General features: G+C 46.0%; 35 protein-coding genes, 2 tRNA genes, 2 rRNA genes and 1 pseudogene. 38 read left to right on the top strand and 2 right to left on the bottom strand.

Annotated elements, in window-relative coordinates:
• The first annotated feature begins 3 nt into the window (after nt 1-3).
• From rpsC to AC3RCI_RS25915, 31 genes and pseudogenes are all read left to right on the top strand, one after another.
• Nucleotides 4-669, top strand: a complete 666-nt coding sequence (gene rpsC / locus AC3RCI_RS26065) for a 30S ribosomal protein S3 (RefSeq protein ID WP_090924673.1) — start codon at nt 4-6, stop codon at nt 667-669.
• Nucleotides 670-671: 2 nt separating this feature from the next.
• The gene (gene rplP / locus AC3RCI_RS26060; protein ID WP_017692082.1) at nt 672-1,106 is read left to right on the top strand and encodes a 50S ribosomal protein L16; all 435 of its coding nucleotides are present in this window, start codon (nt 672-674) and stop codon (nt 1,104-1,106) included.
• On the top strand, nt 1,096-1,293 hold the full coding sequence (rpmC, locus tag AC3RCI_RS26055; protein ID WP_017692083.1) for a 50S ribosomal protein L29: 198 nt from the start codon (nt 1,096-1,098) through the stop codon (nt 1,291-1,293). Before rplP ends, rpmC begins: the two co-directional genes overlap by 11 nt.
• Nucleotides 1,294-1,341: 48 nt before the next feature.
• On the top strand, nt 1,342-1,608 hold the full coding sequence (gene rpsQ, locus AC3RCI_RS26050) for a 30S ribosomal protein S17 (protein WP_095293415.1): 267 nt from the start codon (nt 1,342-1,344) through the stop codon (nt 1,606-1,608).
• A gap of 35 nt (nt 1,609-1,643) precedes the next feature.
• A complete protein-coding gene (gene rplN, locus AC3RCI_RS26045; protein WP_090905289.1) occupies nt 1,644-2,012 on the top strand; it encodes a 50S ribosomal protein L14 in 369 nt (122 codons plus the stop codon).
• 41 nt (nt 2,013-2,053) lie between these two features.
• Complete coding sequence (gene rplX, locus AC3RCI_RS26040; protein ID WP_024633578.1) at nt 2,054-2,407, top strand: 50S ribosomal protein L24; 354 nt, start codon at nt 2,054-2,056, stop codon at nt 2,405-2,407.
• Between the two features lie 32 nt (nt 2,408-2,439).
• The gene (rplE, locus tag AC3RCI_RS26035; protein ID WP_095293414.1) at nt 2,440-2,982 is read left to right on the top strand and encodes a 50S ribosomal protein L5; all 543 of its coding nucleotides are present in this window, start codon (nt 2,440-2,442) and stop codon (nt 2,980-2,982) included.
• Between the two features lie 74 nt (nt 2,983-3,056).
• On the top strand, nt 3,057-3,242 hold the full coding sequence (locus AC3RCI_RS26030) for a type Z 30S ribosomal protein S14 (RefSeq protein WP_095362279.1): 186 nt from the start codon (nt 3,057-3,059) through the stop codon (nt 3,240-3,242).
• A gap of 32 nt (nt 3,243-3,274) precedes the next feature.
• Nucleotides 3,275-3,673: a 30S ribosomal protein S8 gene (gene rpsH, locus AC3RCI_RS26025; RefSeq protein ID WP_095293413.1), complete on the top strand. Its 399-nt coding sequence runs from the start codon at nt 3,275-3,277 to the stop codon at nt 3,671-3,673.
• Nucleotides 3,674-3,703: 30 nt separating this feature from the next.
• Entirely contained in the window at nt 3,704-4,246 is a 543-nt protein-coding gene (gene rplF / locus AC3RCI_RS26020) for a 50S ribosomal protein L6 (protein WP_090924669.1), read from the top strand.
• Nucleotides 4,247-4,363: 117 nt separating this feature from the next.
• Nucleotides 4,364-4,732: a 50S ribosomal protein L18 gene (gene rplR / locus AC3RCI_RS26015; RefSeq protein WP_095293412.1), complete on the top strand. Its 369-nt coding sequence runs from the start codon at nt 4,364-4,366 to the stop codon at nt 4,730-4,732.
• 27 nt (nt 4,733-4,759) lie between these two features.
• Complete coding sequence (gene rpsE, locus AC3RCI_RS26010) at nt 4,760-5,257, top strand: 30S ribosomal protein S5 (RefSeq protein WP_017692091.1); 498 nt, start codon at nt 4,760-4,762, stop codon at nt 5,255-5,257.
• A 12-nt stretch (nt 5,258-5,269) separates the two neighbouring features.
• Nucleotides 5,270-5,455, top strand: coding sequence for a 50S ribosomal protein L30 (rpmD, locus tag AC3RCI_RS26005; RefSeq protein ID WP_017692092.1), 186 nt, complete (start codon nt 5,270-5,272; stop codon nt 5,453-5,455).
• A gap of 42 nt (nt 5,456-5,497) precedes the next feature.
• Nucleotides 5,498-5,938: a 50S ribosomal protein L15 gene (gene rplO / locus AC3RCI_RS26000; protein ID WP_095293411.1), complete on the top strand. Its 441-nt coding sequence runs from the start codon at nt 5,498-5,500 to the stop codon at nt 5,936-5,938.
• Nucleotides 5,938-7,236, top strand: a complete 1,299-nt coding sequence (gene secY / locus AC3RCI_RS25995) for a preprotein translocase subunit SecY (protein ID WP_095293410.1) — start codon at nt 5,938-5,940, stop codon at nt 7,234-7,236. Before rplO ends, secY begins: the two co-directional genes overlap by 1 nt.
• A gap of 90 nt (nt 7,237-7,326) precedes the next feature.
• Nucleotides 7,327-7,971: an adenylate kinase gene (locus AC3RCI_RS25990; protein WP_095293409.1), complete on the top strand. Its 645-nt coding sequence runs from the start codon at nt 7,327-7,329 to the stop codon at nt 7,969-7,971.
• 4 nt (nt 7,972-7,975) lie between these two features.
• Complete coding sequence (gene map, locus AC3RCI_RS25985; protein WP_095293408.1) at nt 7,976-8,728, top strand: type I methionyl aminopeptidase; 753 nt, start codon at nt 7,976-7,978, stop codon at nt 8,726-8,728.
• Between the two features lie 10 nt (nt 8,729-8,738).
• Nucleotides 8,739-9,047, top strand: coding sequence for a KOW domain-containing RNA-binding protein (locus AC3RCI_RS25980; protein WP_095293407.1), 309 nt, complete (start codon nt 8,739-8,741; stop codon nt 9,045-9,047).
• Nucleotides 9,048-9,050: 3 nt separating this feature from the next.
• On the top strand, nt 9,051-9,266 hold the full coding sequence (gene infA, locus AC3RCI_RS25975) for a translation initiation factor IF-1 (protein ID WP_017692098.1): 216 nt from the start codon (nt 9,051-9,053) through the stop codon (nt 9,264-9,266).
• A gap of 150 nt (nt 9,267-9,416) precedes the next feature.
• Nucleotides 9,417-9,530, top strand: a complete 114-nt coding sequence (gene rpmJ / locus AC3RCI_RS25970) for a 50S ribosomal protein L36 (protein ID WP_003333770.1) — start codon at nt 9,417-9,419, stop codon at nt 9,528-9,530.
• 20 nt (nt 9,531-9,550) lie between these two features.
• Nucleotides 9,551-9,919, top strand: coding sequence for a 30S ribosomal protein S13 (gene rpsM, locus AC3RCI_RS25965; RefSeq protein ID WP_095293406.1), 369 nt, complete (start codon nt 9,551-9,553; stop codon nt 9,917-9,919).
• Between the two features lie 19 nt (nt 9,920-9,938).
• Nucleotides 9,939-10,334 carry a 30S ribosomal protein S11 gene (gene rpsK / locus AC3RCI_RS25960; protein WP_017692100.1) on the top strand — a complete coding sequence of 132 codons (396 nt, stop codon included), beginning with the start codon at nt 9,939-9,941 and terminating at the stop codon, nt 10,332-10,334.
• Between the two features lie 136 nt (nt 10,335-10,470).
• Nucleotides 10,471-11,415: a DNA-directed RNA polymerase subunit alpha gene (locus tag AC3RCI_RS25955; protein WP_024633566.1), complete on the top strand. Its 945-nt coding sequence runs from the start codon at nt 10,471-10,473 to the stop codon at nt 11,413-11,415.
• Nucleotides 11,416-11,449: 34 nt separating this feature from the next.
• Nucleotides 11,450-11,815 carry a 50S ribosomal protein L17 gene (gene rplQ / locus AC3RCI_RS25950; RefSeq protein ID WP_017692102.1) on the top strand — a complete coding sequence of 122 codons (366 nt, stop codon included), beginning with the start codon at nt 11,450-11,452 and terminating at the stop codon, nt 11,813-11,815.
• Between the two features lie 158 nt (nt 11,816-11,973).
• Complete coding sequence (truA, locus tag AC3RCI_RS25945) at nt 11,974-12,747, top strand: tRNA pseudouridine(38-40) synthase TruA (protein ID WP_127540945.1); 774 nt, start codon at nt 11,974-11,976, stop codon at nt 12,745-12,747.
• Nucleotides 12,748-12,951: 204 nt separating this feature from the next.
• Entirely contained in the window at nt 12,952-13,389 is a 438-nt protein-coding gene (rplM, locus tag AC3RCI_RS25940) for a 50S ribosomal protein L13 (protein WP_127540947.1), read from the top strand.
• Between the two features lie 19 nt (nt 13,390-13,408).
• Entirely contained in the window at nt 13,409-13,801 is a 393-nt protein-coding gene (gene rpsI, locus AC3RCI_RS25935) for a 30S ribosomal protein S9 (protein WP_056697740.1), read from the top strand.
• Nucleotides 13,802-14,418: 617 nt separating this feature from the next.
• Nucleotides 14,419-15,111, top strand: coding sequence for a phosphoadenylyl-sulfate reductase (locus AC3RCI_RS25930; RefSeq protein WP_492474168.1), 693 nt, complete (start codon nt 14,419-14,421; stop codon nt 15,109-15,111).
• A gap of 120 nt (nt 15,112-15,231) precedes the next feature.
• Nucleotides 15,232-15,357, top strand: a pseudogene (sat, locus tag AC3RCI_RS25925) (sulfate adenylyltransferase); the annotation flags it as partial.
• Nucleotides 15,358-15,425: 68 nt separating this feature from the next.
• On the top strand, nt 15,426-16,181 hold the full coding sequence (cwlD, locus tag AC3RCI_RS25920) for an N-acetylmuramoyl-L-alanine amidase CwlD (RefSeq protein WP_492526935.1): 756 nt from the start codon (nt 15,426-15,428) through the stop codon (nt 16,179-16,181).
• A gap of 79 nt (nt 16,182-16,260) precedes the next feature.
• Nucleotides 16,261-17,361, top strand: a complete 1,101-nt coding sequence (locus tag AC3RCI_RS25915) for an Mrp/NBP35 family ATP-binding protein (RefSeq protein WP_336784367.1) — start codon at nt 16,261-16,263, stop codon at nt 17,359-17,361.
• Nucleotides 17,362-17,474: 113 nt separating this feature from the next.
• Here AC3RCI_RS25915 and gerD read toward each other — a convergent pair whose 3' ends face one another.
• On the bottom strand, nt 17,475-18,251 hold the full coding sequence (gerD, locus tag AC3RCI_RS25910) for a spore germination lipoprotein GerD (protein WP_154896974.1): 777 nt from the start codon (nt 18,249-18,251) through the stop codon (nt 17,475-17,477).
• A gap of 125 nt (nt 18,252-18,376) precedes the next feature.
• Here gerD and AC3RCI_RS25905 point away from each other — a divergent pair, with 125 nt between their 5' ends.
• Nucleotides 18,377-18,994: a KinB-signaling pathway activation protein gene (locus AC3RCI_RS25905; RefSeq protein WP_095293399.1), complete on the top strand. Its 618-nt coding sequence runs from the start codon at nt 18,377-18,379 to the stop codon at nt 18,992-18,994.
• 104 nt (nt 18,995-19,098) lie between these two features.
• Here the strand turns inward: AC3RCI_RS25905 and pdaB are convergent, their stop codons facing one another.
• Complete coding sequence (pdaB, locus tag AC3RCI_RS25900; protein WP_492526934.1) at nt 19,099-19,875, bottom strand: polysaccharide deacetylase family sporulation protein PdaB; 777 nt, start codon at nt 19,873-19,875, stop codon at nt 19,099-19,101.
• Nucleotides 19,876-19,996: 121 nt separating this feature from the next.
• Between pdaB and AC3RCI_RS25895 the strand changes: the two genes are divergently transcribed.
• From AC3RCI_RS25895 to AC3RCI_RS25870, 6 genes are all read left to right on the top strand, one after another.
• Nucleotides 19,997-20,614 (top strand): stage II sporulation protein M, encoded by a 618-nt coding sequence (locus AC3RCI_RS25895; RefSeq protein WP_492526932.1) that lies wholly within the window; start codon nt 19,997-19,999, stop codon nt 20,612-20,614.
• Nucleotides 20,615-20,821: 207 nt separating this feature from the next.
• Nucleotides 20,822-21,052, top strand: a complete 231-nt coding sequence (locus AC3RCI_RS25890; RefSeq protein WP_095293396.1) for a hypothetical protein — start codon at nt 20,822-20,824, stop codon at nt 21,050-21,052.
• 499 nt (nt 21,053-21,551) lie between these two features.
• Nucleotides 21,552-23,103 (top strand): 16S ribosomal RNA (locus AC3RCI_RS25885).
• Between the two features lie 131 nt (nt 23,104-23,234).
• Nucleotides 23,235-23,351: ribosomal RNA gene (gene rrf, locus AC3RCI_RS25880) — 5S ribosomal RNA — on the top strand.
• A gap of 32 nt (nt 23,352-23,383) precedes the next feature.
• Nucleotides 23,384-23,460 (top strand) — tRNA-Ile (locus AC3RCI_RS25875).
• Nucleotides 23,461-23,483: 23 nt separating this feature from the next.
• Nucleotides 23,484-23,559, top strand: a tRNA-Ala gene (locus tag AC3RCI_RS25870).
• The last annotated feature ends 67 nt before the right edge of the window (nt 23,560-23,626 follow it).

The following is a 23,626-nucleotide window of genomic DNA, read 5'->3' as shown; positions in this document are numbered from 1 at the left end:
CGTGTGGGCCAAAAGGTAAATCCGGTCGGACTCCGTGTCGGAGTTATCCGTGACTGGGAATCTAAATGGTATGCAGGCAAAGACTTCGGTGATCTTTTGATGGAAGACGTGAAAATTCGTGAATTCCTGAAAAATAAATTGAAAGACTCCGCTATGTCTCGTGTTGAAATCGAGAGAGCGGCTAACCGCGTGAACGTAACGATTCACACAGCGAAACCAGGTATGGTAATCGGTAAAGGTGGATCTGAAGTTGAGAATCTTCGTAACCAAATTACGAAAATTGCTGGCGGTAAAAAAGTACACATCAACATCTCTGAAATTAAGAACCAAGACCTGGACGCAATCCTGGTAGCAGAAAGCATTGCACAACAACTGGAACGTCGCGTTTCTTTCCGTCGTGCTCTGAAACAAGCTATTCAAAGAACTATGCGCTCTGGTGCAAAAGGTATTAAAACTCAAGTGGGCGGACGTCTTGGCGGAGCTGAGATCGCACGTTCGGAAGGCTACAGCGAAGGAACTGTTCCACTGCACACGCTTCGTGCCGACATCGACTACGGTACAGCAGAGGCTCATACAACTTACGGCCGTATCGGCGTAAAAGTATGGATCTATCGTGGAGAGGTTCTTCCTACGGCTAAGAAACAAGCTGCTAAGGAAGGAGGCAACTAATCATGTTGGTACCAAAACGTGTAAAACACCGTAAGCAACAACGTGGACATATGAAAGGCCAAGCAAAAGGCGGAACTACGCTGAACTTTGGCGAATACGGTCTGCAAGCTACGGAACCGGCTTGGATTACGAACCGTCAAATCGAAGCGGCTCGTATTGCGATGACTCGTTACATCAAACGTGGTGGTAAAGTCTGGATTAAAATTTTTCCTGACAAACCAATCACTCAAAAGCCTCTCGAGGTTCGGATGGGTAGCGGTAAAGGTAACGTAGAAAAATGGGTTGCAGTTGTGAAACCAGGTAAGATCATGTTTGAACTTGCTGGTGTACCGGAGGAGATCGCACGCGAAGCGATGCGTCTTGCCGCTCACAAACTGCCAATCAAAACGAAGTTTGTGAAACGTGAAGAATTGGGTGGTGAAGCAAATGAAAGCTAGTGAATTTCGCAACCTTACCTCTGCTGAAATCGAGCAAAAGATTGCCGGATTTAAAGAAGAACTCTTTAACCTCCGCTTTCAACTCGCTACCGGTCAGCTGGATAACCCGACTCGAATCCGTGATGTGCGGAAAGAAATAGCTCGTGCTAAAACCATCATCCGTGAAAGAGAACTGGGTATCGGTTAATTAGAGGTCGGATATACATTCCGTCCGTAATCAGGAAGGAGGCCAACAATGAGCGAAGAACGTAACGCACGTAAAGTGCAAACTGGTAAAGTTGTTAGCGATAAAATGGATAAAACGATTGTTGTTGCTGTAGAAACTTACAAAAACCATAAATTGTACCATAAACGCATCAAGGTTACTAAAAAGTTCAAAGCGCATGACGAAGAAAACACTGCGAAAATCGGTGACACGGTGAAAATCATGGAGACTCGTCCGCTTTCGAAAGATAAACGCTGGAGACTTACTGAAATCGTAGAAAAAGCGGTTATCATCTAATGCATTATCAGCATAGCTGGAAGGAGGAATACTAAATGATTCAACCATTTACACGTTTGGCTGTAGCCGACAACTCCGGTGCGAAGGAACTGATGTGTATCCGCGTACTCGGCGGTACGGGACGTCGTACAGCACAAATCGGTGATCTGATCGTTTGTTCTGTAAAACAAGCAACACCAGGCGGCGTTGTCAAAAAAGGTGATGTAGTTAGAGCGGTTGTCGTTCGTACGAAACGTTCTGTACGTCGTAAAGACGGTTCCTACATCGGTTTTGATGAAAATGCAGCTGTTGTTGTAAAAGACGACAGAAGCCCACGTGGAACACGTATTTTCGGACCTGTTGCTCGTGAACTTCGCGAGAAAGACTTCATGAAAATCGTTTCCTTGGCCCCAGAGGTTATCTAATAGATTAAGCTCGTGATGTTTAGAAACAGGAGGTGTACGAAATGCCAAGAGTGAAAAAAGTTCTGGAATCCCATAACAACAAACTTCACGTTAAAAAAGAAGATACGGTTATGGTGATCAGCGGTAAAGACAAAGGTAAAAAAGGCCGTGTCATCGCTGCTTATCCTCGTGAGAACCGCGTCCTTGTGGAAGGTGTTAACATGATTAAAAAACACCAGAAGCCTAACCAGCAAAATCCGCAAGGCGGCATTATCGAGAAGGAAGCTCCGATTCACGTTTCCAACGTGATGCACATCGATCCAAAGAGCGGAAAAGTAACCCGTGTTGGTTACAAAGTGTTGGATAACGGAAAGAAAGTGCGCGTTGCTAAACGTTCCGGAGAAATTATCGACTAATTGAACCGAATGAGAAAGGAGGGCTATGATTCATGGCATCAAGAATGAAAGAACGTTACCTGCAAGAAATCGCTCCTGGTTTGATGCAGAAGTTTAACTATACAACGGTAATGCAAGTGCCTAAAATCGAGAAAATCGTTATCAACATGGGTGTGGGCGACGCTGTCCAAAACTCCAAAGTGTTGGATTCCGCAGTAAACGATTTGCAACTGATCGCAGGTCAAAAACCTGTAATCACTCGTGCTAAAAAATCTATCGCAGGTTTCAAACTGCGTGAGAACATGCCTATCGGTGTGAAAGTTACATTGCGCGGCGAGCGTATGTACTACTTCCTCGATAAATTGTTCAACGTTACATTGCCTCGTGTCCGCGACTTCCGCGGTGTATCGAGCAAAGCGTTCGACGGACGTGGTAACTACACACTGGGTCTGAAAGAACAATTGATCTTCCCAGAGATCGAGTATGATAAAGTAGACAAAGTCCGCGGTATGGACATTGTTATTGTAACAACGGCGAAAACAGACGAAGAGTCCCGTGAGTTGCTCACGCAACTGGGAATGCCTTTCGTAAAATAAAGTTGGCATAACGTTTCCGGGTGTCTGGAAGGACTCCCTTTTCTCCGAAATTATTTAGGAGGTGTCAGGCTAAAGTGGCAAAAACTTCGATGAAAGTTAAACAACAACGTACACCAAAGTTTAAAGTGCGTTCTTATACACGCTGTGAGCGTTGCGGACGTCCACATTCGGTGCTGCAAAAGTTCAAAATTTGCAGAATTTGCTTCCGTGAATTAGCTTATAAAGGCCAGATTCCTGGCGTGAAAAAAGCAAGCTGGTAAAAAGTCCTGAACGGGAAGGAGGTTAACTCACAATGACTATGTCTGATCCAATTGCAGATATGCTTACTCGTATTCGTAACGCGAACACTGTTCGTCACGAAACAGTAGAAATGCCTGCTTCGACAATGAAAAAACAAATCGCCGATATCCTGAAGCGTGAAGGTTTCATCCGTGACGCTGAAGTTATCGATGATAACAAACAAGGGATTATCCGTGTTTTCCTGAAATACGGTCAAAATAACGAGCGCGTTATCACTGGTCTGAAAAGAATCAGTAAACCTGGTCTTCGTGTTTACACGAAAAGCAACGAAGTACCTCGTGTACTTGGTGGCCTGGGTATCGCGATCATCTCGACATCCAAAGGTGTTATGACGGACAAAGAAGCTCGTCAATCGAAATCCGGCGGAGAAGTCGTTTGCTACGTTTGGTAATATAACGTCACAAGATAGGAGGTGCAACATATGTCTCGTATTGGTCGCAAACCAATTACAGTACCAAGTGGTGTGGACATCACACTGGACAACACCGTTATTACGGTAAAAGGACCAAAAGGAACTCTGACTCGTGAACTTCATAAAGACATGAAGGTTACAGTTGAGAACAACGAAATTACAGTTGTGCGTCCTTCCGATAACAAAACTCACCGTTCTTTGCACGGCACAACGCGCAGCGTTGTAAGCAACATGGTGAGCGGCGTTACTGAAGGATTCGCAAAATCTCTGGAGTTGGTTGGGGTCGGATATCGTGCAAGCAAATCCGGAGATAAAATCGTTCTGAACGTTGGATACTCTCACCCGGTTGAAATTACACCGGAAGCGGGAATTGAATTCGAAGTTCCTTCGAATACAAAAATCATCGTTCGCGGGATCGACAAAGAGCGCGTAGGTGCTTACGCTGCTAAAATCCGTTCCGTTCGTGAACCTGAGCCGTACAAAGGTAAAGGTATTAAATATGAAGGCGAGCGTATCATCCGTAAGGAAGGTAAAGCCGGTAAGAAGAAATAAGATTTCTCTTACCGCCTTTGCGCGGCTTTCGGCTTGCTTGCTTCGTGTGTTTCTAATATACCCCGTGGCTTCCGGTTTGAAGCCAGCGAGGTAACCTGAAAGGAGTGAATCCCTGAGATGATTACGAAACAAGATAAAAACAAGGCTCGTCTGAAAAGACACCTGCGTGTTCGTAAGAAAATCCAAGGAACGGCAGCACGTCCTCGTTTGAACGTATTCCGTTCTGGTAAACATATGTACGCTCAAATTATCGATGACGTAGCTGGTGTAACGATCGCTTCCGCGTCTACTGTAGACAAAGAACTGAGCAGCGACATCAAAAACGGCGCCTCTGTTGAGTCAGCTCGTAAAGTTGGCGAACTCGTTGCAAAACGTGCGAAAGACAAAGGCGTTTCTAACATCGTATTTGACCGTAGCGGATATCTGTACCATGGTCGTATCGCAGCATTGGCTGAAGCGGCTCGTGAAGCAGGACTTGAGTTTTAAGATATTTTTCAAAAGGAGGTTAACGACTTGCGTGTAGATCCGAATACTTTGGAACTGACTGAAAGAGTTGTAAATATTAATCGCGTAGCTAAAGTAGTAAAAGGCGGACGCCGTTTCAGCTTTAGCGCACTGGTTGTAGTCGGCGACGGCAACGGCTGGGTTGGAGCTGGTATCGGTAAAGCGGGCGAAGTACCTGATGCAATTCGCAAAGGTATTGAAGATGCTAAGAAAAACCTTGTACACGTTCCACTCGTAGGAACATCGATTCCTCACTTGGTAACAGGTAAGTTCGGCGCAGGACGCGTTCTGTTGAAACCAGCATCTGAAGGTACTGGTGTTATCGCTGGTGGTCCTGTACGTGCGGTTCTCGAACTTGCTGGTGTAGGTGACATTTTGACAAAATCTCTGGGTTCTTCGAATTCCATGAACATGGTCAATGCGACTTTGGAAGGTTTGTCCCGTTTGAAGCGTGCTGAAGACGTGGCTAAACTGCGCGGAAAATCCGTCGAAGAGCTTCTGGGTTAAGGAGGGAATCTCATGGCTAAATTGGAAATTACCCTCGTCCGCAGCTTGATCGGACGTCCGGAGACGCAAAGAACAACTGTGAAAACATTGGGCTTGCGCAAAATCAACAGCAAAGTGGTTCAAAACGATAATCCAGCCATTCGTGGTATGATTAACAAAGTAAGTCACTTGGTAGCTGTTAAAGAAGTAGAAGCTTAATACGGGATATTCCCATAAATCTTTAAGGAGGTGCAACGAACGATGAAGTTACATGAGCTTTCCCCAGCTCCTGGATCCCGCAAAGAGCGTAAACGTCTTGGTCGCGGTCCAAGTAGTGGTACGGGTAAAACATCAGGTCGCGGTCACAAAGGACAAAACGCTCGTTCCGGCGGTGGTGTACGTCCGGGCTTCGAAGGTGGACAAAATCCATTGTATCGTCGCTTGCCAAAACGTGGTTTCGTAAACCCAACTCGCAAGGAATATGCGGTTGTGAATATTGAAGACCTGAACAGTTTTGCTGCGGGTACTGAAGTAACTCCAGAATTCTTGATGACGAACGGCGTAGTTAAAAACGCTAAATCCGGAATCAAGATCCTGGGTAACGGTGAAGTCACTGTGAAGCTGACTGTTAAAGCTAACAAGTTTTCTCAATCTGCGGTGGAGAAAATTGAAGCTGCCGGCGGTACAACCGAGGTGATTTAATGTTCAAGACCCTAAAGAATATCTGGCGGGTTGAAGATCTGCGCAAAAGGGTATTATTTACCCTTTTTGTACTGATCATTTACCGCATCGGATCCTTCGTTCCAGTACCTGGAGTAAACAAAGAGGTTTTCGAAGCGACAAATTCTGCGGGTAAAGAAGTTTTTGGACTTCTCAATACGTTCTCGGGTGGAGCACTGTTCCAGTTCTCGATCTTTGCACTCGGGATCGTACCTTACATCACTGCGTCTATCATAGTACAGTTGCTTTCCATGGACGTTATCCCTAAGTTAGCGGAATGGGCTAAGCAAGGTGAACAAGGTAAGAAAAAATCAGCTCAGCTGACTCGTTATTTAACGATCGGTCTGGCATTAATTCAAGCGTTTGGTACGTCGATCGGATTCAACCGCTTGTACAATACAGAGATGGTGCCTAACGCCACTTTTGCTGATTATATCTTGATCGCGATTGTACTTACGGCCGGTACTTCATTCCTGATGTGGCTTGGTGAGCAGATCACCGAGAAGGGCATAGGAAACGGGATTTCGATTTTGATCTTTGCGGGTATCCTCTCAACGGTGCCTAACATTATCAAACAGACAATCGAGTCCGACTTCATTCAACCTGATCAGTTGTTCATGAACATCCTTAAAGGTGTAATCGTCGCGATTGTTATTGTGTTGATTATCATCGGTGTCATTTACATTCAGCAGGCGATTCGGAAAATTCCTGTGCAGTACGCGAAACGCGTCGTAGGTAACAAAATGTACGGTGGACAGAATACACATATCCCGCTGAAGATTAACGCAGCAGGTGTTATCCCTGTCATCTTTGCTTCATCTCTGTTGATGTTCCCAACGATTATCGCCAACTTCTGGGCTGATCGTTTATGGGCACAGTGGATCGGACAAAATCTGACTACTCACAAACCTCTGGGTATGTTATTGTATGTCGTGATGATCTTCGGTTTCACTTTCTTCTATACTTTTGTACAGATGAATCCACAGCAGATGGCTGATAATATGAAAAAGAACGGCGGTTACATCCCAGGCATTCGCCCGGGTAAAGCAACCGAGAAATATCTGACCCGTGTCATGACTCGTTTGACAATGGCCGGAGCCATCTTCTTGGCAGTCATTTCCGTTCTGCCTGTATTCTTAGGGGCACTTTCTGGTTTGCCTCAATCGGCGCAAATTGGAGGAACGTCTCTCCTGATCGTTATCGGTGTTGCGCTCGATACCATGAAGCAAATCGAAAGCCAATTGATCAAACGCCACTACAAAGGTTTTATCAATAAATAGGCAATAGGTACCGGTCAAGCTAAGATTTACTTGCCGGCACCTATTGTGCTGTTTGTTGATGTAGGGTAGTCTTGGAGGGAGTGACATAACGTGAACATCCTATTCATGGGCCCTCCGGGGGCAGGAAAAGGAACACAAGCAGACGTCATCGTGAAAGAGTTCGGTATTCCCCACATTTCAACAGGCGATGCATTTCGTCTGGCGATTAAGCAGGGAACTCCCATTGGCCTGAAAGCCAAGGAATATATGGATCAAGGATTGCTTGTACCAGATGATGTAACCATCGGCATCGTTGAAGAACGGTTGCAGCAGCCTGACTGCAGAGAAGGATTCCTCTTGGATGGTTTTCCAAGAACCCTGTCTCAAGCAGAAGCGCTTGATGGCATCCTGGACCGACTGAACTCAGGTCTCGATCATGTAATCAACCTGAAAGTGGACCGCGACAAATTGCTGGCTCGTTTGACGGGTCGTCGTATTTGCAAAAACTGTGGTGCCACTTATCATGTCGTATTCAATCCGCCTAAGCAGGAAGGTATTTGTGATAAATGCGGCGGCGAGTTGTACCAGCGCTCGGATGATAACGAAGAGAGCGTAGGAACCCGTCTTGACGAATATATCAACAAAACAGCACCACTCCTCACGTTTTATGAGAACAAAGGTCTTCTTCGTCAAATGAACGGAGAACAGGATATTGATCAAGTCTCTCAAGAGATCGTGTCCTTACTGCGAGGTTAATTGAATGATCATTGGTAAGTCCGAAACGGAACTGGGCTTGATGAGGGAAGCAGGGAGAATCGTTGCGGAAACGCATCGTCTCTTGGCAGAGCATATCGCTCCCGGTATTACGACTGGAGAACTTGACCATATGGCCGATCAATACATCCGCAGTCAAGGAGCTGTGCCGTCTTTCAAAGGTTATAACGGTTTTCCTGCCAGTGTGTGCGCTTCAGTAAATGAAGAGTTGGTGCATGGATTTCCCGGCAAACGCAAGTTGAACGAGGGCGATATCGTTACGTTTGACATTGGCGCGCAGTACCAGGGGTATCATGGAGATTCTGCCTGGACTTATCCGGTCGGCCGTATTTCCGAAGAAGCCCGTCGTCTTCTGGACGTTACCGAGGCTTCGTTATACGCAGGTCTGGCGCTGGTTAAACCGGACATTCGCTTGTTTACTATATCTCATGCGATTCAGAAATATATTGAGGATGCCGGTTTTTCGGTAGTTCGGGAATATGTCGGTCACGGCATAGGAGCGGATCTGCACGAAGAACCCCAAATTCCGAACTATGGTCTTCCTGATCGGGGACCACGGCTTAAAGCGGGCATGGTGCTGGCCATAGAGCCGATGGTTAACGTAGGTAGCCGGTATGTGAAAACGTTGGAAGATAACTGGACTGTCGTTACTGTTGACGGATCGTTATGTGCCCACTTTGAACACACCGTAGCAGTTACACCAGATGGCATGGAAATTTTCACAAAACTGAATGCGTAGGTGATGAGGCATGAATAATCAGTCTAATCCGCAGCTCGGTCAACTTGTGAAGATCCGTAAAGGCCGCAATGCGGACCAAGCCGCGGTAATTGTTGCTATAGCGGACAGTAGGTTCGTGTATATAGCGGATGGAGACAAACGTAAGTTTGATCAACCCAAGAAGAAGAATATTCTTCATCTGGAGCTCCAGCCGATGATCAGCAGCGAGGTTGTAAACAGTTTAAACGAGAGTGGTCGGGTGACAAACGGAAAGCTCCGCTATGCGGTTCATTCGTTTCTGGAATCCACCAACATTCAAGCTGAAGAGAAAGGAGACTGACTAATGGCCAAGGAAGATGTCATTGAAGTGGAAGGCACGGTTCTTGAACCGCTGCCGAATGCAACATTCAAGGTTGAGCTTGAGAACGGTCATCAAATTCTCGCTCACGTTTCCGGCAAGCTGCGGATGCACTTTATCCGTATCCTGACTGGTGACAAAGTAGTTGTTCAGTTATCGCCTTATGATCTGACAAAAGGACGTATAACTTACCGTAAATAGTAGTAGACAGTTGCAATGAACTGTGAAGCTTGAAGCGGGTTTTGCCCGGCAAAACTTGCGAAAGCTTCGAAGCCGGTTTTACAATGGTAAAACGAGGTCAATGCTTACGAAGAGAGTTTTGCTAAGCAGAACTTTGAGGAGGTAATTCACATGAAGGTAAGACCTTCGGTCAAACCGATTTGCGAAAAATGCAAAGTCATTCGCCGCAAAGGGAATGTTATGGTTATCTGTGAAAATCCGAAACACAAACAAAAACAAGGTTAATGAAGGGGGTGTAGCGTAAAATGGCACGTATAGCTGGTGTGGATTTGCCACGTGATAAGCGCGTTGAGATCGCCTTGACTTATATTTTCGGAATCGGTAAAACGACTTCCCAGAAAATTCTGAGCTCTACAGGCATCAATCCGGACACTCGTGTTCGTGATTTGACGGAAGATGAAGTCAGCAAATTGCGTGAAAGTATCGACAAAGAGGTCAAAGTAGAAGGTGACCTGCGTCGTGAAATCTCTTTGAATATTAAACGTTTGACGGAGATCGGTTGTTACCGTGGAGTTCGTCATCGTCGTGGTCTGCCTGTTCGTGGACAACGTACGAAAACGAATGCTCGTACTCGTAAAGGTCCTCGTCGTACAGTAGCGAACAAGAAGAAATAATAAGGGGGGATAAGAGAAAATGGCTAAACCGAAAAAAGTCGTACGTACTAAACGTCGTGACCGTAAAAATATTGAATCTGGCGTGGCACATATCCGTTCCACTTTCAATAACACTATCGTTACCATTACGGATCCTCACGGAAACGCAATTTCGTGGGCAAGCTCCGGCGGCCTCGGATTCAGAGGTTCCCGTAAATCGACTCCGTTTGCTGCACAAATGGCTGCTGAGACTGCTGCCAAAGCTGCAATGGAACATGGGATGAAAGCCGTTGAGGTTATGGTTAAAGGACCAGGCGCAGGCCGTGAAGCAGCGATCCGCTCTTTGCAAGCTGCAGGTCTGGAAGTTAACCTGATCAAAGACGTAACTCCAGTCCCACACAACGGATGCCGTCCTCCAAAACGTCGTCGTGTCTAATGAGATTTGCCCCTGCGTGTGGTATAAATCCAGCACAATCTGCTAATAATGGTTGTTTAGGCATACTACTACATGTTTTCGCAAGAGAAGGTAAATGTTTCATAGAGGACCGACGTTTTGAAGGAGGGGTATTGCAGTGATTGAAATCGAAAAGCCGAAAATTGAGACGGTTGACGTCAACGATGATGGCACCTATGGGAAATTCGTAGTAGAACCGCTGGAGCGCGGATACGGAACGACGCTTGGAAACTCGCTTCGCCGAATCTTGCTCTCGTCACTGCCGGGTGCGGCAGTGTCTTCGGTTCAAATCGATGGCGTTCTGCATGAATTTGCTACAGTTCCTGGCGTAATGGAAGATGTAACGGAGATTATTCTTAACCTGAAAGCTTTGTCGCTTAAAATTCATTCGGATGAGGAGAAAGTGCTCGAGATTGATGCTGAAGGCGAAGGAGCAATCACGGCTGGAGATATCCGTGCTGATTCCGATGTGGAAATCCTTAACCCGGATCTGCACATTGCTACGCTCGGACCAGGTTCGAGACTTCACATGCGTATTTTTGCCAATCGCGGTCGCGGCTACGTCCAGGCAGATCGGAATAAACGCGATGACCAGCCGATCGGCGTCATCCCAGTCGATTCCATCTTCACCCCGATCAGTCGCGTTAACTACGCTGTGGAAAATACGCGTGTTGGCCAAGTAACCAACTATGACAAGCTCACGTTGGAAGTTTGGACAGACGGAAGTATTCGTCCTGAAGAGGCTGTAAGCCTCGGCGCTAAAATTTTGACCGAGCATTTGATGCTCTTCGTGGGTCTTACAGACGAAGCGAAAGATGCTGAGATCATGGTCGAAAAAGAAGAAGACAAAAAAGAAAAAGTACTCGAAATGACGATCGAAGAGCTGGATCTCTCTGTTCGTTCCTACAACTGCCTGAAACGTGCCGGTATTAATACCGTGCAAGAGCTGACTACGAAAACGGAAGAAGACATGATGAAAGTCCGTAACCTCGGACGCAAGTCTTTGGAAGAAGTTCAAGAGAAGCTCGAAGAATTGGGTCTGGGACTCCGTACAGAAGAATAGACAGCTGAGTGCTTGAAGTGAAGGAGGGAAAACAATGGCATACCAAAAGTTGGGCCGTAATTCCAGCGCGCGTAAAGCTTTGTTCCGTGACCTGGTAACCGACCTGTTCTTGTACGAGCGCATTCAGACAACTGAAGCGAAAGCAAAAGAGGTTCGCTCTATTGCTGAAAAACTGATCACTAAAGCGAAAAAGGGAGATCTTCATGCCCGTCGCCAAGTGGCAGCTTATGTTCGCCGCGAAACTATCGATGGTGAGCAAGATGCAATCCAAAAACTGTTTAGCGAATTGTCCGGTCGTTACGCTGAGCGTCCAGGTGGATACACTCGTATCCTTAAACTGGGACCTCGTCGTGGTGACGCAGCGCCTATGGTTTACTTGGAACTGGTTGACCGCGCGTAAAACAGATGAGATGAGGAAAGGGGACAGAGTCGTTGATTCTGGATTAACCCTTTTTTTCACTTCATTTCGGAATTCGTGCTGTAATAGAAGCTCCGGAAGGGGCTTCTTTTGCTGTTCGGGGTAGGGTATGTATAGTATGGAACAAAGGTGTGGTAATGATGCGCAACTTGTGCATGACGCTTGCTTATGATGGCACTGCTTATTATGGCTTCCAGGTACAGCCGGGGGGGAATACGATTCAGGATCATCTTGAAGATGCCATTCGTGCATTGACAGGTGAGACGGTCAAGATAACGGGGTCAGGTAGAACTGACGCGGGTGTTCATGCTCGCAGGCAGATCTTCAACTTTGCTACCGAATCTCAAATCCCGATTGAACGGTGGTGTATTGCACTTAATTCTAGATTACCCTCTGATATTGTTGTTATTGATGCGATAGAGGTACCGCTTGAGTTTCATTCTCGCTATGCAGCGAAAACGAAGACGTACCGCTATACGATCAATGCAAATCAATTTCCGGATGTATTCAACAGAAGGCTGCAATATCATCATCATGCTAGGTTAGACGTAACTGCAATGCAGGAGGGGCTTCGTCATTTTATTGGTACGTATGATTTCACCTCCTTTGCTTCTCGCAAGTCTCAGAAAGACAATCATATACGTTCGGTATACGACGCATGGATAGAGGTTGACCGTTCAATGTGCAGAGATCATCCGCGCGATCAGGGAGTCATTCATATTTATGTGAGCGGCAACGGCTTTTTGCAGCATATGGTTCGCATTATTGTAGGTACACTGCTGGAGATCGGAGAGGGCAAACGGAAAGCCTCTGATGTACCGAATATGATTGCCGCATGTAATCGCTCTGCTGCAGGACCAACTGCGGTAAGTTGCGGTTTAATGCTCTGGGATCTTGAATACAAAAAAGATTAAATTTGGTGAGTGAAAAGCTTAATTAACACTTGCGATTTAACCTCCTATCATGTAATATAAAAGTTGTGTTTTCTTAATGGCTTTCCCACAGCCCCAATTAAGAGGGTCACATCGCAACAACTATCCATCAACACCTAAAGTTATCACTTAATGAACGAAGATAAATGAAAATGAGATTTTGAACATTTTAAGGAGGAACTTTTCATGCGTACAACGTACATGGCGAAGCCTAACGAAGTTGAGCGCCAATGGCACATCATTGATGCCGAAGGCAAAACGCTCGGACGTTTGGCGAGCGAAGCAGCTGCTTTGATCCGCGGCAAACACAAGCCACAATTCACTCCACATGTGGACACTGGCGATTTCGTAGTTATCATCAATGCTGAGAAAATCGTATTGACTGGTAAAAAAATGCAAGACAAGAAATACTACCGTCACTCGATGCACCCAGGTGGTTTGAAAGTAACTTCTGCAGAAGATATGGTTAAAAACAAACCGGAACGTATGTTGGAATTGGCTGTTCGCGGTATGCTTCCTAAAACTCGCATGGGCGAAAAAATGAAGCTGAGACTTAAAGCGTACAGAGGCACTGAGCATCCACATGCAGCACAAAAACCAGAAGTTTACGAACTTCGCGGTTAATTAAAAGGAGGACAGTTTCATGGCACAAGTACAATACTATGGGACAGGTCGTCGTAAACATTCGGTAGCTCGTGTTCGCCTTGTACCGGGTGAAGGACGCATTGTCATCAACAAACGTGATATTAATGAATACTTCGGTTTGGAAACACTCAAACTGATCGTAAAACAACCACTGACTTTGACAGAAACGCTTAGCAACTATGACGTTTTGGTTATCGCTCATGGTGGCGGAATCTCCGGTCAAGCTGGAGCAATCCGTCATGGTATCTCCCGTGCTCTGCTCAAAGCAGATCCGGAATACCGTGCTTCCCTGAAAAAAGCAGGATTCCTGACTCGTGACCCACGGATGAAAGAACGTAAAAAATACGGTCTCAAAGCCGCTCGTCGCGCTCCTCAGTTCTCCAAACGTTAATATGTATTACAAGCCTCTGGCCTCGGCCAGAGGTTTTTTGTTGTCTATAAAACGTGGATTAGTTGTTCCAAGGATTGCGCAAACAGTTTGTCATATGTATATGATCTAACATGCCTTATTTCTCATCTTAGATTTGGATGAAGATAGATCATTTCGGACAGGGTTACGCGAGACCCCAATCATCAGTTTTTCTTATGAATTCAATAAAAGTCACTTACATGTATGCACAGAGAATTCAAATTTTTTCATGCACGCTTGGTTCCTTTGCATTTCATATTTGGTCTTAGCACAAGCATTATCATTCTGGATTTTAGTGCAGTTTAATCCTGATAACCTTGTAGGGACAAAGGATTTCACGATTAGCACAGCAAATTGGACTCTAATACCTTCTTTCCTGCTTAAGTTAATTGCAATGGACTTATTTGAAGAGAACCTAAAGAGAATCTAAGTATTCACAAAATGCTTGGTAATCCACTCACAAAAATGGGCTGCAAATGAATCATTTTACCATGTGGCAGGCATTGACATCCCCCCTGAAAGATTTATACTATACATAATTCTTATTAGATTGGTCGGCATTAAAGTTTTCGGGAAAAGCAGAATGGGGGAAATTCAGAATGAACTTGTTGGAAAAAGAAAACCTTGCTCGGACGAAAGCAGAAGAATTGGAAAACGCAAGCCCTGAGGATATTATCCGTTACGCTGTTGAGACATTCCCAAATATCACTTTTGCATGCAGCTTTGGTGCGGAAGATGTTGTACTTGTAGATATGCTGCAGAAGGTAAGTCCATCTACGGATGTTTTTTATCTCGACACTGATTTTCACTTCAAGGAAACGTATGAGACTCGTGATCTTATGAAAGAGAAATACAATATGGATTTTGTGCGTGTCTCTCCCAAAATTACGCCTGAAGAACAGGCGGCCCAACATGGAGAGGAATTGTGGAAATCGGATCCTAATGCTTGCTGCAATATTCGCAAGGTTGAGCCGCTGACACGTATTCTTTCCAAGTATGATGCTTGGATCACGGGAATTCGCAGAGATCAAGCACCGACTCGTGCTAATGCGAAGAAGGTGGAATACGATACGAAGTTTGGACTTATGAAATTTAACCCGATCGCTCATTGGACTTCTGAGGATGTGTGGGACTATATTCGGGCCAATAACGTTGTATATAACCCTCTCCATGATCAGAACTATCCGAGCATTGGTTGTGAATATTGCACCCGTCAAGTTATGCCAGGTGAAGATCCGCGTGCAGGACGATGGTCCGGTAATGATAAAACAGAATGCGGACTTCATAAATAAAGTGTTCGAAATAGCGGGAACATCCTTAGCCCTTACATCTTAGCTTTGAACATTTCTCTATCGAACCTCCACTATGAAGAGAATTTAGGGAGCTGACAAAATGACATCGCTTCTGCCTCTATGACGTTATTCGGTATAAAAGTGCGTGGTCAGCTCCGTGATGGAGGAGTACCCGCCACCAGAATTACTCGTCCTGAGGTAGCTGAAGTGCTGATTGAGGGAATGGCGGAGCAAGTCCGCTCCTAACGGTATATTTGTCCATCTTGTCCCATATAGATGATTAGAGTCATTTATAGGGACGAGGTGGTTTTTTTATGCGTAAAAATATGGAGAAGCATTTTGTGGTATGGATCCGGTTGCGTACAGTAAAGCGTGTGCTGCTAAGCCTATGTCTTCTTGCGATGTTGGTAGCTGTGGTGACGTATGAACTTCCTTCATCGAAGACGTCCGGATATTGGGGGCTGCCGTTAGCAGGTAAAGTCATCGCGATTGATGCAGGGCATGGTGGACCAGACGGGGGGGCTGTGAGCAAGCAGGGGGTCATCGAGAAGGATATCAACTTGTCGATTGCTTTGTATGTACGGGACTATCTGCAGCAAGCTGGAGCACTGGTGGTCATGACACGAGAGATTGACACAGATCTTGCAGAGGCAGATACCAGAGGATATTCCAAACGGAAGACAGAAGATCTTAAGCAAAGAGTAAGAAGAATTGAAGACAAGCAGGCAGATCTGTTTATCAGCATTCACATGAACAGTGTCCCTTCGAACCGCTGGAGTGGCGCACAGGTCTTTTATACACCCAACCACCCCGACAATGAAGGCTTGGCCAATCTGTTGCAGCAAGAGATGATTCGTAATCTTGAAAATACAGATCGAATTGCAAAAACGGTAAATACCGTATATCTGCTTCAAGCATTGAAAATTCCGTCTGCTCTCGTAGAAGTTGGTTTCTTATCTCATCCGGATGAGGCACGTCTTCTTGCCGATGAAGCATATCAGCGTAAAGTAGCCGCTTCCATCTATAATGGAATATTGAGGTATTCCTCAGGGGAACGTCCCAAAAGTTAGTTACAAAGAGAAGGAGAATGTTATAATTAACACAGCATACCTAATTACATGCCAATAGATAAAGCTGAGGTGCTGTCTGATGATATCAAAAGAACAGATACTTGAACTATTGCAACCTTTACAGGAACCACAATTGGGAGTGAGTCTGACCGAGCTTCAATGGATTCGTGATGTCATGGTAAAAGAAAATCATGTGGCATTGACCATTGTTACATTGGACAATCAGACTGAGGATACAACTGCTCTTAGTGATGCCGCACGTAACCTATTGTCTCAACATGGGATTCAGGATGTACATATACGCCTGCGTGCAGCATCAGAACATGAACGAGAGATTGTGAATGCAGGACAACCTGGGAATGAGCAGAATGACGAAGAAGTGCTTGTAAAAGGCCACGCAGCAGGTCTGGATGGTCATGAGTTATTAAGCCCTGAATCGGGTGTTCGCTATATTGCAGTAGCAAGTGGCAAAGGTGGGGTAGGTAAATCTACAGTCACAGTGAATCTGGCTGCTGCCCTCGCTCGGCAAGGTAAAAAAGTTGGATTAATTGATGCGGACATCTATGGTTTCAGTGTACCTGATATGATGGGGATTGAAGAATACCCAGTTGTAGAGGATGGAATCATTCAGCCGGTCGAGCGTTTCGGTGTGAAAGTGATGTCGATGGGATTTTTCATTCGTGAAAATAACCCTGTAATCTGGCGTGGTCCTATGCTGGGTCGTATGCTGCGTCAGTTCTTTACAGATGTAAATTGGGGAGAACTGGACTACATGCTGCTTGATTTGCCTCCAGGCACAGGTGACATAGCCCTGGATGTGCATCAAATGCTGCCACAGAGCAAGGAGATCATCGTGACAACGCCGCATGCAACAGCAGCATTTGTAGCCGCGAGAGCGGGTGCAATGGCGATTCAGACCGAGCATGAGCTGCTGGGTGTTGTAGAGAACATGGCTTATTACGAATGTGGCAAATGTGGAGAGAAAGACTATGTCTTTGGTCGTGGGGGCGGTGGACGTCTTGCGGAAAGCCTGCACACAGAGCTGCTCGCACAGATTCCTCTCGGTTCACCGGACAATCATCCATCGGAGCCTGATTTCTCGCCATCTGTATATAAGGCTGATACACGCATCGGTGCCATATACGATGAAGTAGCGCAGACAATTGAGACTAAGTTTTAGCATATTGAAACAATTAGCACAACATCAAAAAGCCTGCATCCATCGGATGCGGGCTTTTATAACGTATAACATGGTTCCGTTCCTGAAATCAGGATTAACTGTCTCGACAGGGATTATGATCCTCCGCCACTTCCGGAGTCACCACCACTTCCGCCATCTCCACTGTCGCCGCCGCCACCACCTTCGCCTTCTTGGCCGCCGCCGCCCTCCTGCTGTCCGCCTTGTTCTTGACCGCCGGATTCAACTTTTGGTTGTAGTTCTTCCTGTACTACTTTTTTGAGCAGCGTGAGCACTTCCATCCGAAATAGCGGATTCTGCATGACTTCTTGCATTACGGTCATGGTCTGTTTACGATACTCTGGAGTTTTGGTCATGTCCATAAACATTTTGGACACTTCCGGTGATTTCATGATATCCCCAACCGATTTTTGATAAGTGGGATCTTTGATCAACTGCATATGCAGCTGCTTGCTTTGCGAGTTAATGGCTTTGGCAAATTCACTTGCAAATTGTGGATCTGTCATGATTTTCTCGAATTCCTTTTGGTACTCGGGAGCCGTGATGGTATCTTTAACAGCAATACGTATTTGTTCTGAAGATTGCATGGGCATTAACATTTTCATACCGATGGTTCCAGACCCGCCACCCGATCCGCCGCCACTTTGTTCGGAATCTCCACCTTCGCCGCCACCCCCGGAGGAACTTTGGCCAGTTAGAGCTTCTTCTACAGCCTTCTTGCCTTCATCACTTTTCAGAATATCCACGACCATCGTTTTCATCTCTTTATAACTGCCCTGAGGAGGCGAAGAATTTTGATCTGAACCGCAGCCGGCAAGCATGACGGATAGCCCCAATACGGCGCAGCTTAGCTGCCACAAAGGCCGTTTCATGTGCATAACCCCTCCTTGATTAGATACTGCATGTAGTATGTGATGGGCAAGCACTAAATATGTTGAATGGTGATGGTTTTTTGCTGAGAAGGTTGGTAAAATAAACTCTCGGGGGTGGAAAACATTTGAATTTACGTAAATGGTTTTTCCTATTTTGGACAGCCTTACTTATCGGAGCAGCCGGATCGCTAGTAACAGGTCTCATTATGATGCTGGTGAACGGGGAGAGAACGAACGGAATTATCGATTTTCTGCTGTATCTCCTGATTTTATTTGGTTCAGGGGTGATGATTAGTGTGTATTCTCAGATGGGTTTTTTCGCTTACTTGATACTGAATTACATGGGCAAAGGTGTATTTCCGAAACGCGGATGGCAGATCGTTCAGCTTGTTTTAACCGTGCTCGCTTTGCTTGACGTCATGTTTTTGCGTTTGTTCGTCGGAGGCGGACGAGAGCGTCTGTCCGATATCGTACTTGGCATCATTATTTTGGCAGCTGCAATTGTTACCGCTTACGTGAAAGTGAAAAAGACACATATTTCGGCAATGGTCCCAACGCTCTTTTTCATGATTGCAGTAACCGTGGTGGAGACGATCGGTGTGCTCCGAATTGATGTAAATGCCGCTACCACCTTTATTGTGGTCCCGTTGCTGGCATGTAATGCATATCAAATGCTAATATTACATAAGCTGGTGGATGGTTCTGCAGAGCAGGCCGTGAGCGGGAGAACGGAGCAAGCATAAGGAAGACCGCTATTGAGGATCTTTTAATAAAACGCGAAAAAGAGCTAACCTGGTTAGCTCTTTTCATTTATGCTGCCAATGTGATGCAGTAAATCTTGCTAGTGTTATTGAGCACTGGCTTGATCCCGGACTTCTGTACCCTTGGCACTGGAATGATTCAGCAGTTCGGAGACGGTTACGAATTCATACCCCTGATTTCTTAATTTATCGATAATGACTGGCAGTGCTTCATGAGTTTGTTTGGAAGAATCACTCGCATGTAGAAGTACGATATCTCCAGGGTGAGCTTTGCTGACTACCCGATCTACGATGGTTTGTACACCTGGATTCTTCCAATCCTGTGAGTCGGTATCCCATTGAACGACCTGGTAGTTAAGACTGCTGGCTACTTGAAGTACGCGTTTGTCAAAATCCCCATTGGGCAGACGAAGCAGATTCGGTTCTTTTCCCGTTAAATCGGTTAAAATGCTATGAGCTGTCGAAATTTCCTTGCGAATTTCTTCTTCAGTCATGGTGCTGTAATTATCGTGCTTATGTCCGTGGCTGCCAATTTCGTATCCCGCTTCCTTGATCGAGGTTACAATCTCGGGGTGTGTCTTACTCCAAGGGGAGGATAAGAAGAAGGTAGCCTTCTCTACTTTGTTATCCTGCAGCACTTTAAGGATGGGTTCCGTGCGCTTATCGCCCCAGCTAATATCAAATGTGAGTGCAATTACTTTTTTCTCTGTGGGTACGTTGTAGACAGCCGACGGTGCATCCTCCGAGAATACTGAAACATTGCCGCTTTCCAGATAAATAATCCCGATAGCAAAGACGGCAGCAGCCAGCACAATCAGGAAACGTTTAATCTTTTTGCCGCTAAATACATAGAACGAGTTCATTTCAATAAGCGCCCCTCTCCCATAAGAAATGCTTGTTTACTCTCCAATGTATGCTCGTACAGCGCAGTTATTCGCATGAGAAATTTGTTTGTCCATCAACTTCAGTCATTAGGAGGTTATCATGTTAAAATTCAGTACATTTCTAAGGGATCTGGGATCCATTCGTAATGCATTAATCTGGTCGGTCATATTGTTTGTTGCAGGGATAGGAGCTGGATGGGTAAGTACAGGGCCACTGCAGGACATATTATTGAACCAGATAGGCGGACTTCAAGAGGTAAGCAGACAGCTCGAACAGAGCGGAAATGTGCAATGGAATTTCTTTATCTTTATCTTTTTTAATAATGCCATCAAGAGTGTGCTCGTGATCTATGCAGGAATTTTCTTTGGAATATTGCCTGTTATTTTTCTAGTAATTAACGGAATGGTTATTGGTTTTCTAGTGCATATCACCACAGATAATGGATCAAGCCTTTTTGATATCGTGGTAAAGGGACTTTTACCGCACGGAATTATAGAAATTCCCGTCATTATCATTGCCTGTGCTTTTGGTCTCAAGTTTGGGGGACTGGCATCCAGAAGCCTCATTGAACTTGGAAGTGCGAAACGTCAGGGGTTAGGAAAACAGTGGGAGACTTTTTTGAAGAGGACATTAACTGCGTCGTTCTGGGTTATTATCCTATTGTTTATTGCAGCCATTATCGAAAGTACGATTACCTTCAGTATTGTGCGTGGATAAATTTGTATGGAATGACATTCATAAATTTTCAGAAAGTTGACCATAACAATAAAACGGGTTTCAGCAACCCCTTAGGTAAGAGAATTTTATAACCCATAGGGGCTGAAATCGGCGCGACTAATATAACCCTGACTTTAGAGAGTGTGGGATTCAATATACAAATATAAAGGCGCGCCTTATCCATATGCAGAAAAAGGAGAACTCTTAATGCTGGGTATGCTGTTTAACGAGAAGGAATGTAAGGAACTCGATTATGTGTTACGTAAAGAGCTGGATGAGATGTTGTTTGACCTCAGTGATAATCGCCTCGACCAGGAGATCAAATACGCTATAGCGAGTAGATACAAAACAGTATTCCGCATGTATGCTCGATTCGCTCCGCCGAAGGAGCTGTCCAAATACGCAAGAAGTGGCAAACTCAAAAAGTCTAAACCGTAAGAAGCATGGTACAGAGCTACAAACATGCAGTATTAATTGATGAGCGAGGTGCGGCCCGCTACAGCCAACGCTGTACCTCCATAACTACTTAGGACGAATCTATGAATGGAATAACGTGAATGATAACAAATTGTCGAAAAAGGGTTGACCTATTGGTTTAGATATGATAAATTAATTTTCGTTCCTTTTTAGGACAAACCACCAAAACAAGTACCTGCAGCAAAAGGAACGAATAACATTTCTGAAAAAAAGTACTTGCAAAGTGGAACTGAACATGATATATTATAAAAGTCGCCGCTGAAAACGACGACAACATGAAAAACAGCGATAAATTGAATGTTTGATCTTTGAAAACTGAACAACGAGTGAGTAACGATCTTGCTTGCAAGATCGAAAAGCTGAGAAATCGGTACAAGTCATCTGACTGTATGATTTCGAAGCAAAATGAGATTTTTAATCTCGTCAGATTCAAAATGAGCTAATCGCTCTTTTCAATACTTTATTGGAGAGTTTGATCCTGGCTCAGGACGAACGCTGGCGGCATGCCTAATACATGCAAGTCGAGCGGACTTGATGAGAAGCTTGCTTCTCTGATGGTTAGCGGCGGACGGGTGAGTAACACGTAGGCAACCTGCCCTCAAGCTTGGGACAACTACCGGAAACGGTAGCTAATACCGAATATGTGCTTTCTTCGCCTGAAGGAAGCTGGAAAGACGGAGCAATCTGTCACTTGAGGATGGGCCTGCGGCGCATTAGCTAGTTGGTGAGGTAACGGCTCACCAAGGCGACGATGCGTAGCCGACCTGAGAGGGTGATCGGCCACACTGGGACTGAGACACGGCCCAGACTCCTACGGGAGGCAGCAGTAGGGAATCTTCCGCAATGGGCGAAAGCCTGACGGAGCAATGCCGCGTGAGTGATGAAGGTTTTCGGATCGTAAAGCTCTGTTGCCAGGGAAGAACGTCCTTGAGAGTAACTGCTCAAGGAGTGACGGTACCTGAGAAGAAAGCCCCGGCTAACTACGTGCCAGCAGCCGCGGTAATACGTAGGGGGCAAGCGTTGTCCGGAATTATTGGGCGTAAAGCGCGCGCAGGCGGTCATTTAAGTCTGGTGTTTAATCCCGGGGCTCAACCCCGGATCGCACTGGAAACTGGGTGACTTGAGTGCAGAAGAGGAGAGTGGAATTCCACGTGTAGCGGTGAAATGCGTAGAGATGTGGAGGAACACCAGTGGCGAAGGCGACTCTCTGGGCTGTAACTGACGCTGAGGCGCGAAAGCGTGGGGAGCAAACAGGATTAGATACCCTGGTAGTCCACGCCGTAAACGATGAATGCTAGGTGTTAGGGGTTTCGATACCCTTGGTGCCGAAGTTAACACATTAAGCATTCCGCCTGGGGAGTACGGTCGCAAGACTGAAACTCAAAGGAATTGACGGGGACCCGCACAAGCAGTGGAGTATGTGGTTTAATTCGAAGCAACGCGAAGAACCTTACCAGGTCTTGACATCCCTCTGACCGTCCTAGAGATAGGGCTTTCCTTCGGGACAGAGGAGACAGGTGGTGCATGGTTGTCGTCAGCTCGTGTCGTGAGATGTTGGGTTAAGTCCCGCAACGAGCGCAACCCTTGATCTTAGTTGCCAGCATTTCGGATGGGCACTCTAAGGTGACTGCCGGTGACAAACCGGAGGAAGGTGGGGATGACGTCAAATCATCATGCCCCTTATGACCTGGGCTACACACGTACTACAATGGCCGGTACAACGGGCAGTGAAGCCGCGAGGTGGAACGAATCCTAAAAAGCCGGTCTCAGTTCGGATTGCAGGCTGCAACTCGCCTGCATGAAGTCGGAATTGCTAGTAATCGCGGATCAGCATGCCGCGGTGAATACGTTCCCGGGTCTTGTACACACCGCCCGTCACACCACGAGAGTTTATAACACCCGAAGTCGGTGGGGTAACCGCAAGGAGCCAGCCGCCGAAGGTGGGATAGATGATTGGGGTGAAGTCGTAACAAGGTAGCCGTATCGGAAGGTGCGGCTGGATCACCTCCTTTCTATGGAGAATCGTTTCCCGTAGCGGAAACATTCAAAAAGTCTTCAGGAAGCATGCTTCCGAAGCGAGCTTTACTTCGTAAAGCTTTTAACTCACTCGTTGCTCAGTTTTGAGAGCTCAAACTCTCAAACGTTTGGTGGCGATAGCGAAGGGGTTCCACACGTTCCCATCCCGAACACGACCGTTAAGCCCTTCAGCGTCGATGGTACTTGGACCGCAGGGTCCTGGGAGAGTAGAACGCCGCCAAGCGTAAACCCTATTGGGTTTCAATATTAATATACGGGCCCTTAGCTCAGTTGGTTAGAGCGCACCTCTGATAAGGGTGAGGTCGGTGGTTCGAGTCCACCAGGGCCCACCATTTACACTTTCATAATTTGATATGGGGCCATAGCTCAGCTGGGAGAGCGCCTGCCTTGCAAGCAGGAGGTCAGCGGTTCGATCCCGCTTGGCTCCACCAACAAGATTTCAAGCTTGTTCTTTGAAAACTAGATATCGAAACGAAAATTGCGAATTAGAACATTCCT

It is taken from the genome of Paenibacillus sp. MT124, from assembly GCF_058792755.1.
Note: the sequence above shows the minus strand (reverse complement) of the source record. Positions and strands in the feature narration are given on the sequence as shown.

What these genes read in the sequence shown, in the direction of transcription:
- truA (WP_127540945.1), top strand. Translation starts at nt 11,974, where the DNA reads ATGCGCAACTTGTGCATGACGCTTGCTTATGATGGCACTGCTTATTAT.
- AC3RCI_RS25930 (WP_492474168.1), top strand. Translation starts at nt 14,419, where the DNA reads ATGAACTTGTTGGAAAAAGAAAACCTTGCTCGGACGAAAGCAGAAGAA.
- rpsK (WP_017692100.1), top strand. Translation starts at nt 9,939, where the DNA reads ATGGCTAAACCGAAAAAAGTCGTACGTACTAAACGTCGTGACCGTAAA.
- rpsH (WP_095293413.1), top strand. Translation starts at nt 3,275, where the DNA reads ATGACTATGTCTGATCCAATTGCAGATATGCTTACTCGTATTCGTAAC.
- rplO (WP_095293411.1), top strand. Translation starts at nt 5,498, where the DNA reads ATGAAGTTACATGAGCTTTCCCCAGCTCCTGGATCCCGCAAAGAGCGT.
- gerD (WP_154896974.1), bottom strand. Translation starts at nt 18,251, where the DNA reads ATGAAACGGCCTTTGTGGCAGCTAAGCTGCGCCGTATTGGGGCTATCC.
- rpmD (WP_017692092.1), top strand. Translation starts at nt 5,270, where the DNA reads ATGGCTAAATTGGAAATTACCCTCGTCCGCAGCTTGATCGGACGTCCG.
- rplM (WP_127540947.1), top strand. Translation starts at nt 12,952, where the DNA reads ATGCGTACAACGTACATGGCGAAGCCTAACGAAGTTGAGCGCCAATGG.
- rplR (WP_095293412.1), top strand. Translation starts at nt 4,364, where the DNA reads ATGATTACGAAACAAGATAAAAACAAGGCTCGTCTGAAAAGACACCTG.
- rpsI (WP_056697740.1), top strand. Translation starts at nt 13,409, where the DNA reads ATGGCACAAGTACAATACTATGGGACAGGTCGTCGTAAACATTCGGTA.
- cwlD (WP_492526935.1), top strand. Translation starts at nt 15,426, where the DNA reads ATGCGTAAAAATATGGAGAAGCATTTTGTGGTATGGATCCGGTTGCGT.
- rplE (WP_095293414.1), top strand. Translation starts at nt 2,440, where the DNA reads ATGGCATCAAGAATGAAAGAACGTTACCTGCAAGAAATCGCTCCTGGT.
- AC3RCI_RS25980 (WP_095293407.1), top strand. Translation starts at nt 8,739, where the DNA reads ATGAATAATCAGTCTAATCCGCAGCTCGGTCAACTTGTGAAGATCCGT.
- rplX (WP_024633578.1), top strand. Translation starts at nt 2,054, where the DNA reads ATGCCAAGAGTGAAAAAAGTTCTGGAATCCCATAACAACAAACTTCAC.
- map (WP_095293408.1), top strand. Translation starts at nt 7,976, where the DNA reads ATGATCATTGGTAAGTCCGAAACGGAACTGGGCTTGATGAGGGAAGCA.
- pdaB (WP_492526934.1), bottom strand. Translation starts at nt 19,875, where the DNA reads ATGAACTCGTTCTATGTATTTAGCGGCAAAAAGATTAAACGTTTCCTG.
- secY (WP_095293410.1), top strand. Translation starts at nt 5,938, where the DNA reads ATGTTCAAGACCCTAAAGAATATCTGGCGGGTTGAAGATCTGCGCAAA.
- infA (WP_017692098.1), top strand. Translation starts at nt 9,051, where the DNA reads ATGGCCAAGGAAGATGTCATTGAAGTGGAAGGCACGGTTCTTGAACCG.
- AC3RCI_RS25890 (WP_095293396.1), top strand. Translation starts at nt 20,822, where the DNA reads ATGCTGGGTATGCTGTTTAACGAGAAGGAATGTAAGGAACTCGATTAT.
- rpsM (WP_095293406.1), top strand. Translation starts at nt 9,551, where the DNA reads ATGGCACGTATAGCTGGTGTGGATTTGCCACGTGATAAGCGCGTTGAG.
- rplF (WP_090924669.1), top strand. Translation starts at nt 3,704, where the DNA reads ATGTCTCGTATTGGTCGCAAACCAATTACAGTACCAAGTGGTGTGGAC.
- rpmJ (WP_003333770.1), top strand. Translation starts at nt 9,417, where the DNA reads ATGAAGGTAAGACCTTCGGTCAAACCGATTTGCGAAAAATGCAAAGTC.
- rplP (WP_017692082.1), top strand. Translation starts at nt 672, where the DNA reads ATGTTGGTACCAAAACGTGTAAAACACCGTAAGCAACAACGTGGACAT.
- rplQ (WP_017692102.1), top strand. Translation starts at nt 11,450, where the DNA reads ATGGCATACCAAAAGTTGGGCCGTAATTCCAGCGCGCGTAAAGCTTTG.
- rpsQ (WP_095293415.1), top strand. Translation starts at nt 1,342, where the DNA reads ATGAGCGAAGAACGTAACGCACGTAAAGTGCAAACTGGTAAAGTTGTT.
- AC3RCI_RS25915 (WP_336784367.1), top strand. Translation starts at nt 16,261, where the DNA reads ATGATATCAAAAGAACAGATACTTGAACTATTGCAACCTTTACAGGAA.
- AC3RCI_RS25895 (WP_492526932.1), top strand. Translation starts at nt 19,997, where the DNA reads ATGTTAAAATTCAGTACATTTCTAAGGGATCTGGGATCCATTCGTAAT.
- rpmC (WP_017692083.1), top strand. Translation starts at nt 1,096, where the DNA reads ATGAAAGCTAGTGAATTTCGCAACCTTACCTCTGCTGAAATCGAGCAA.
- rplN (WP_090905289.1), top strand. Translation starts at nt 1,644, where the DNA reads ATGATTCAACCATTTACACGTTTGGCTGTAGCCGACAACTCCGGTGCG.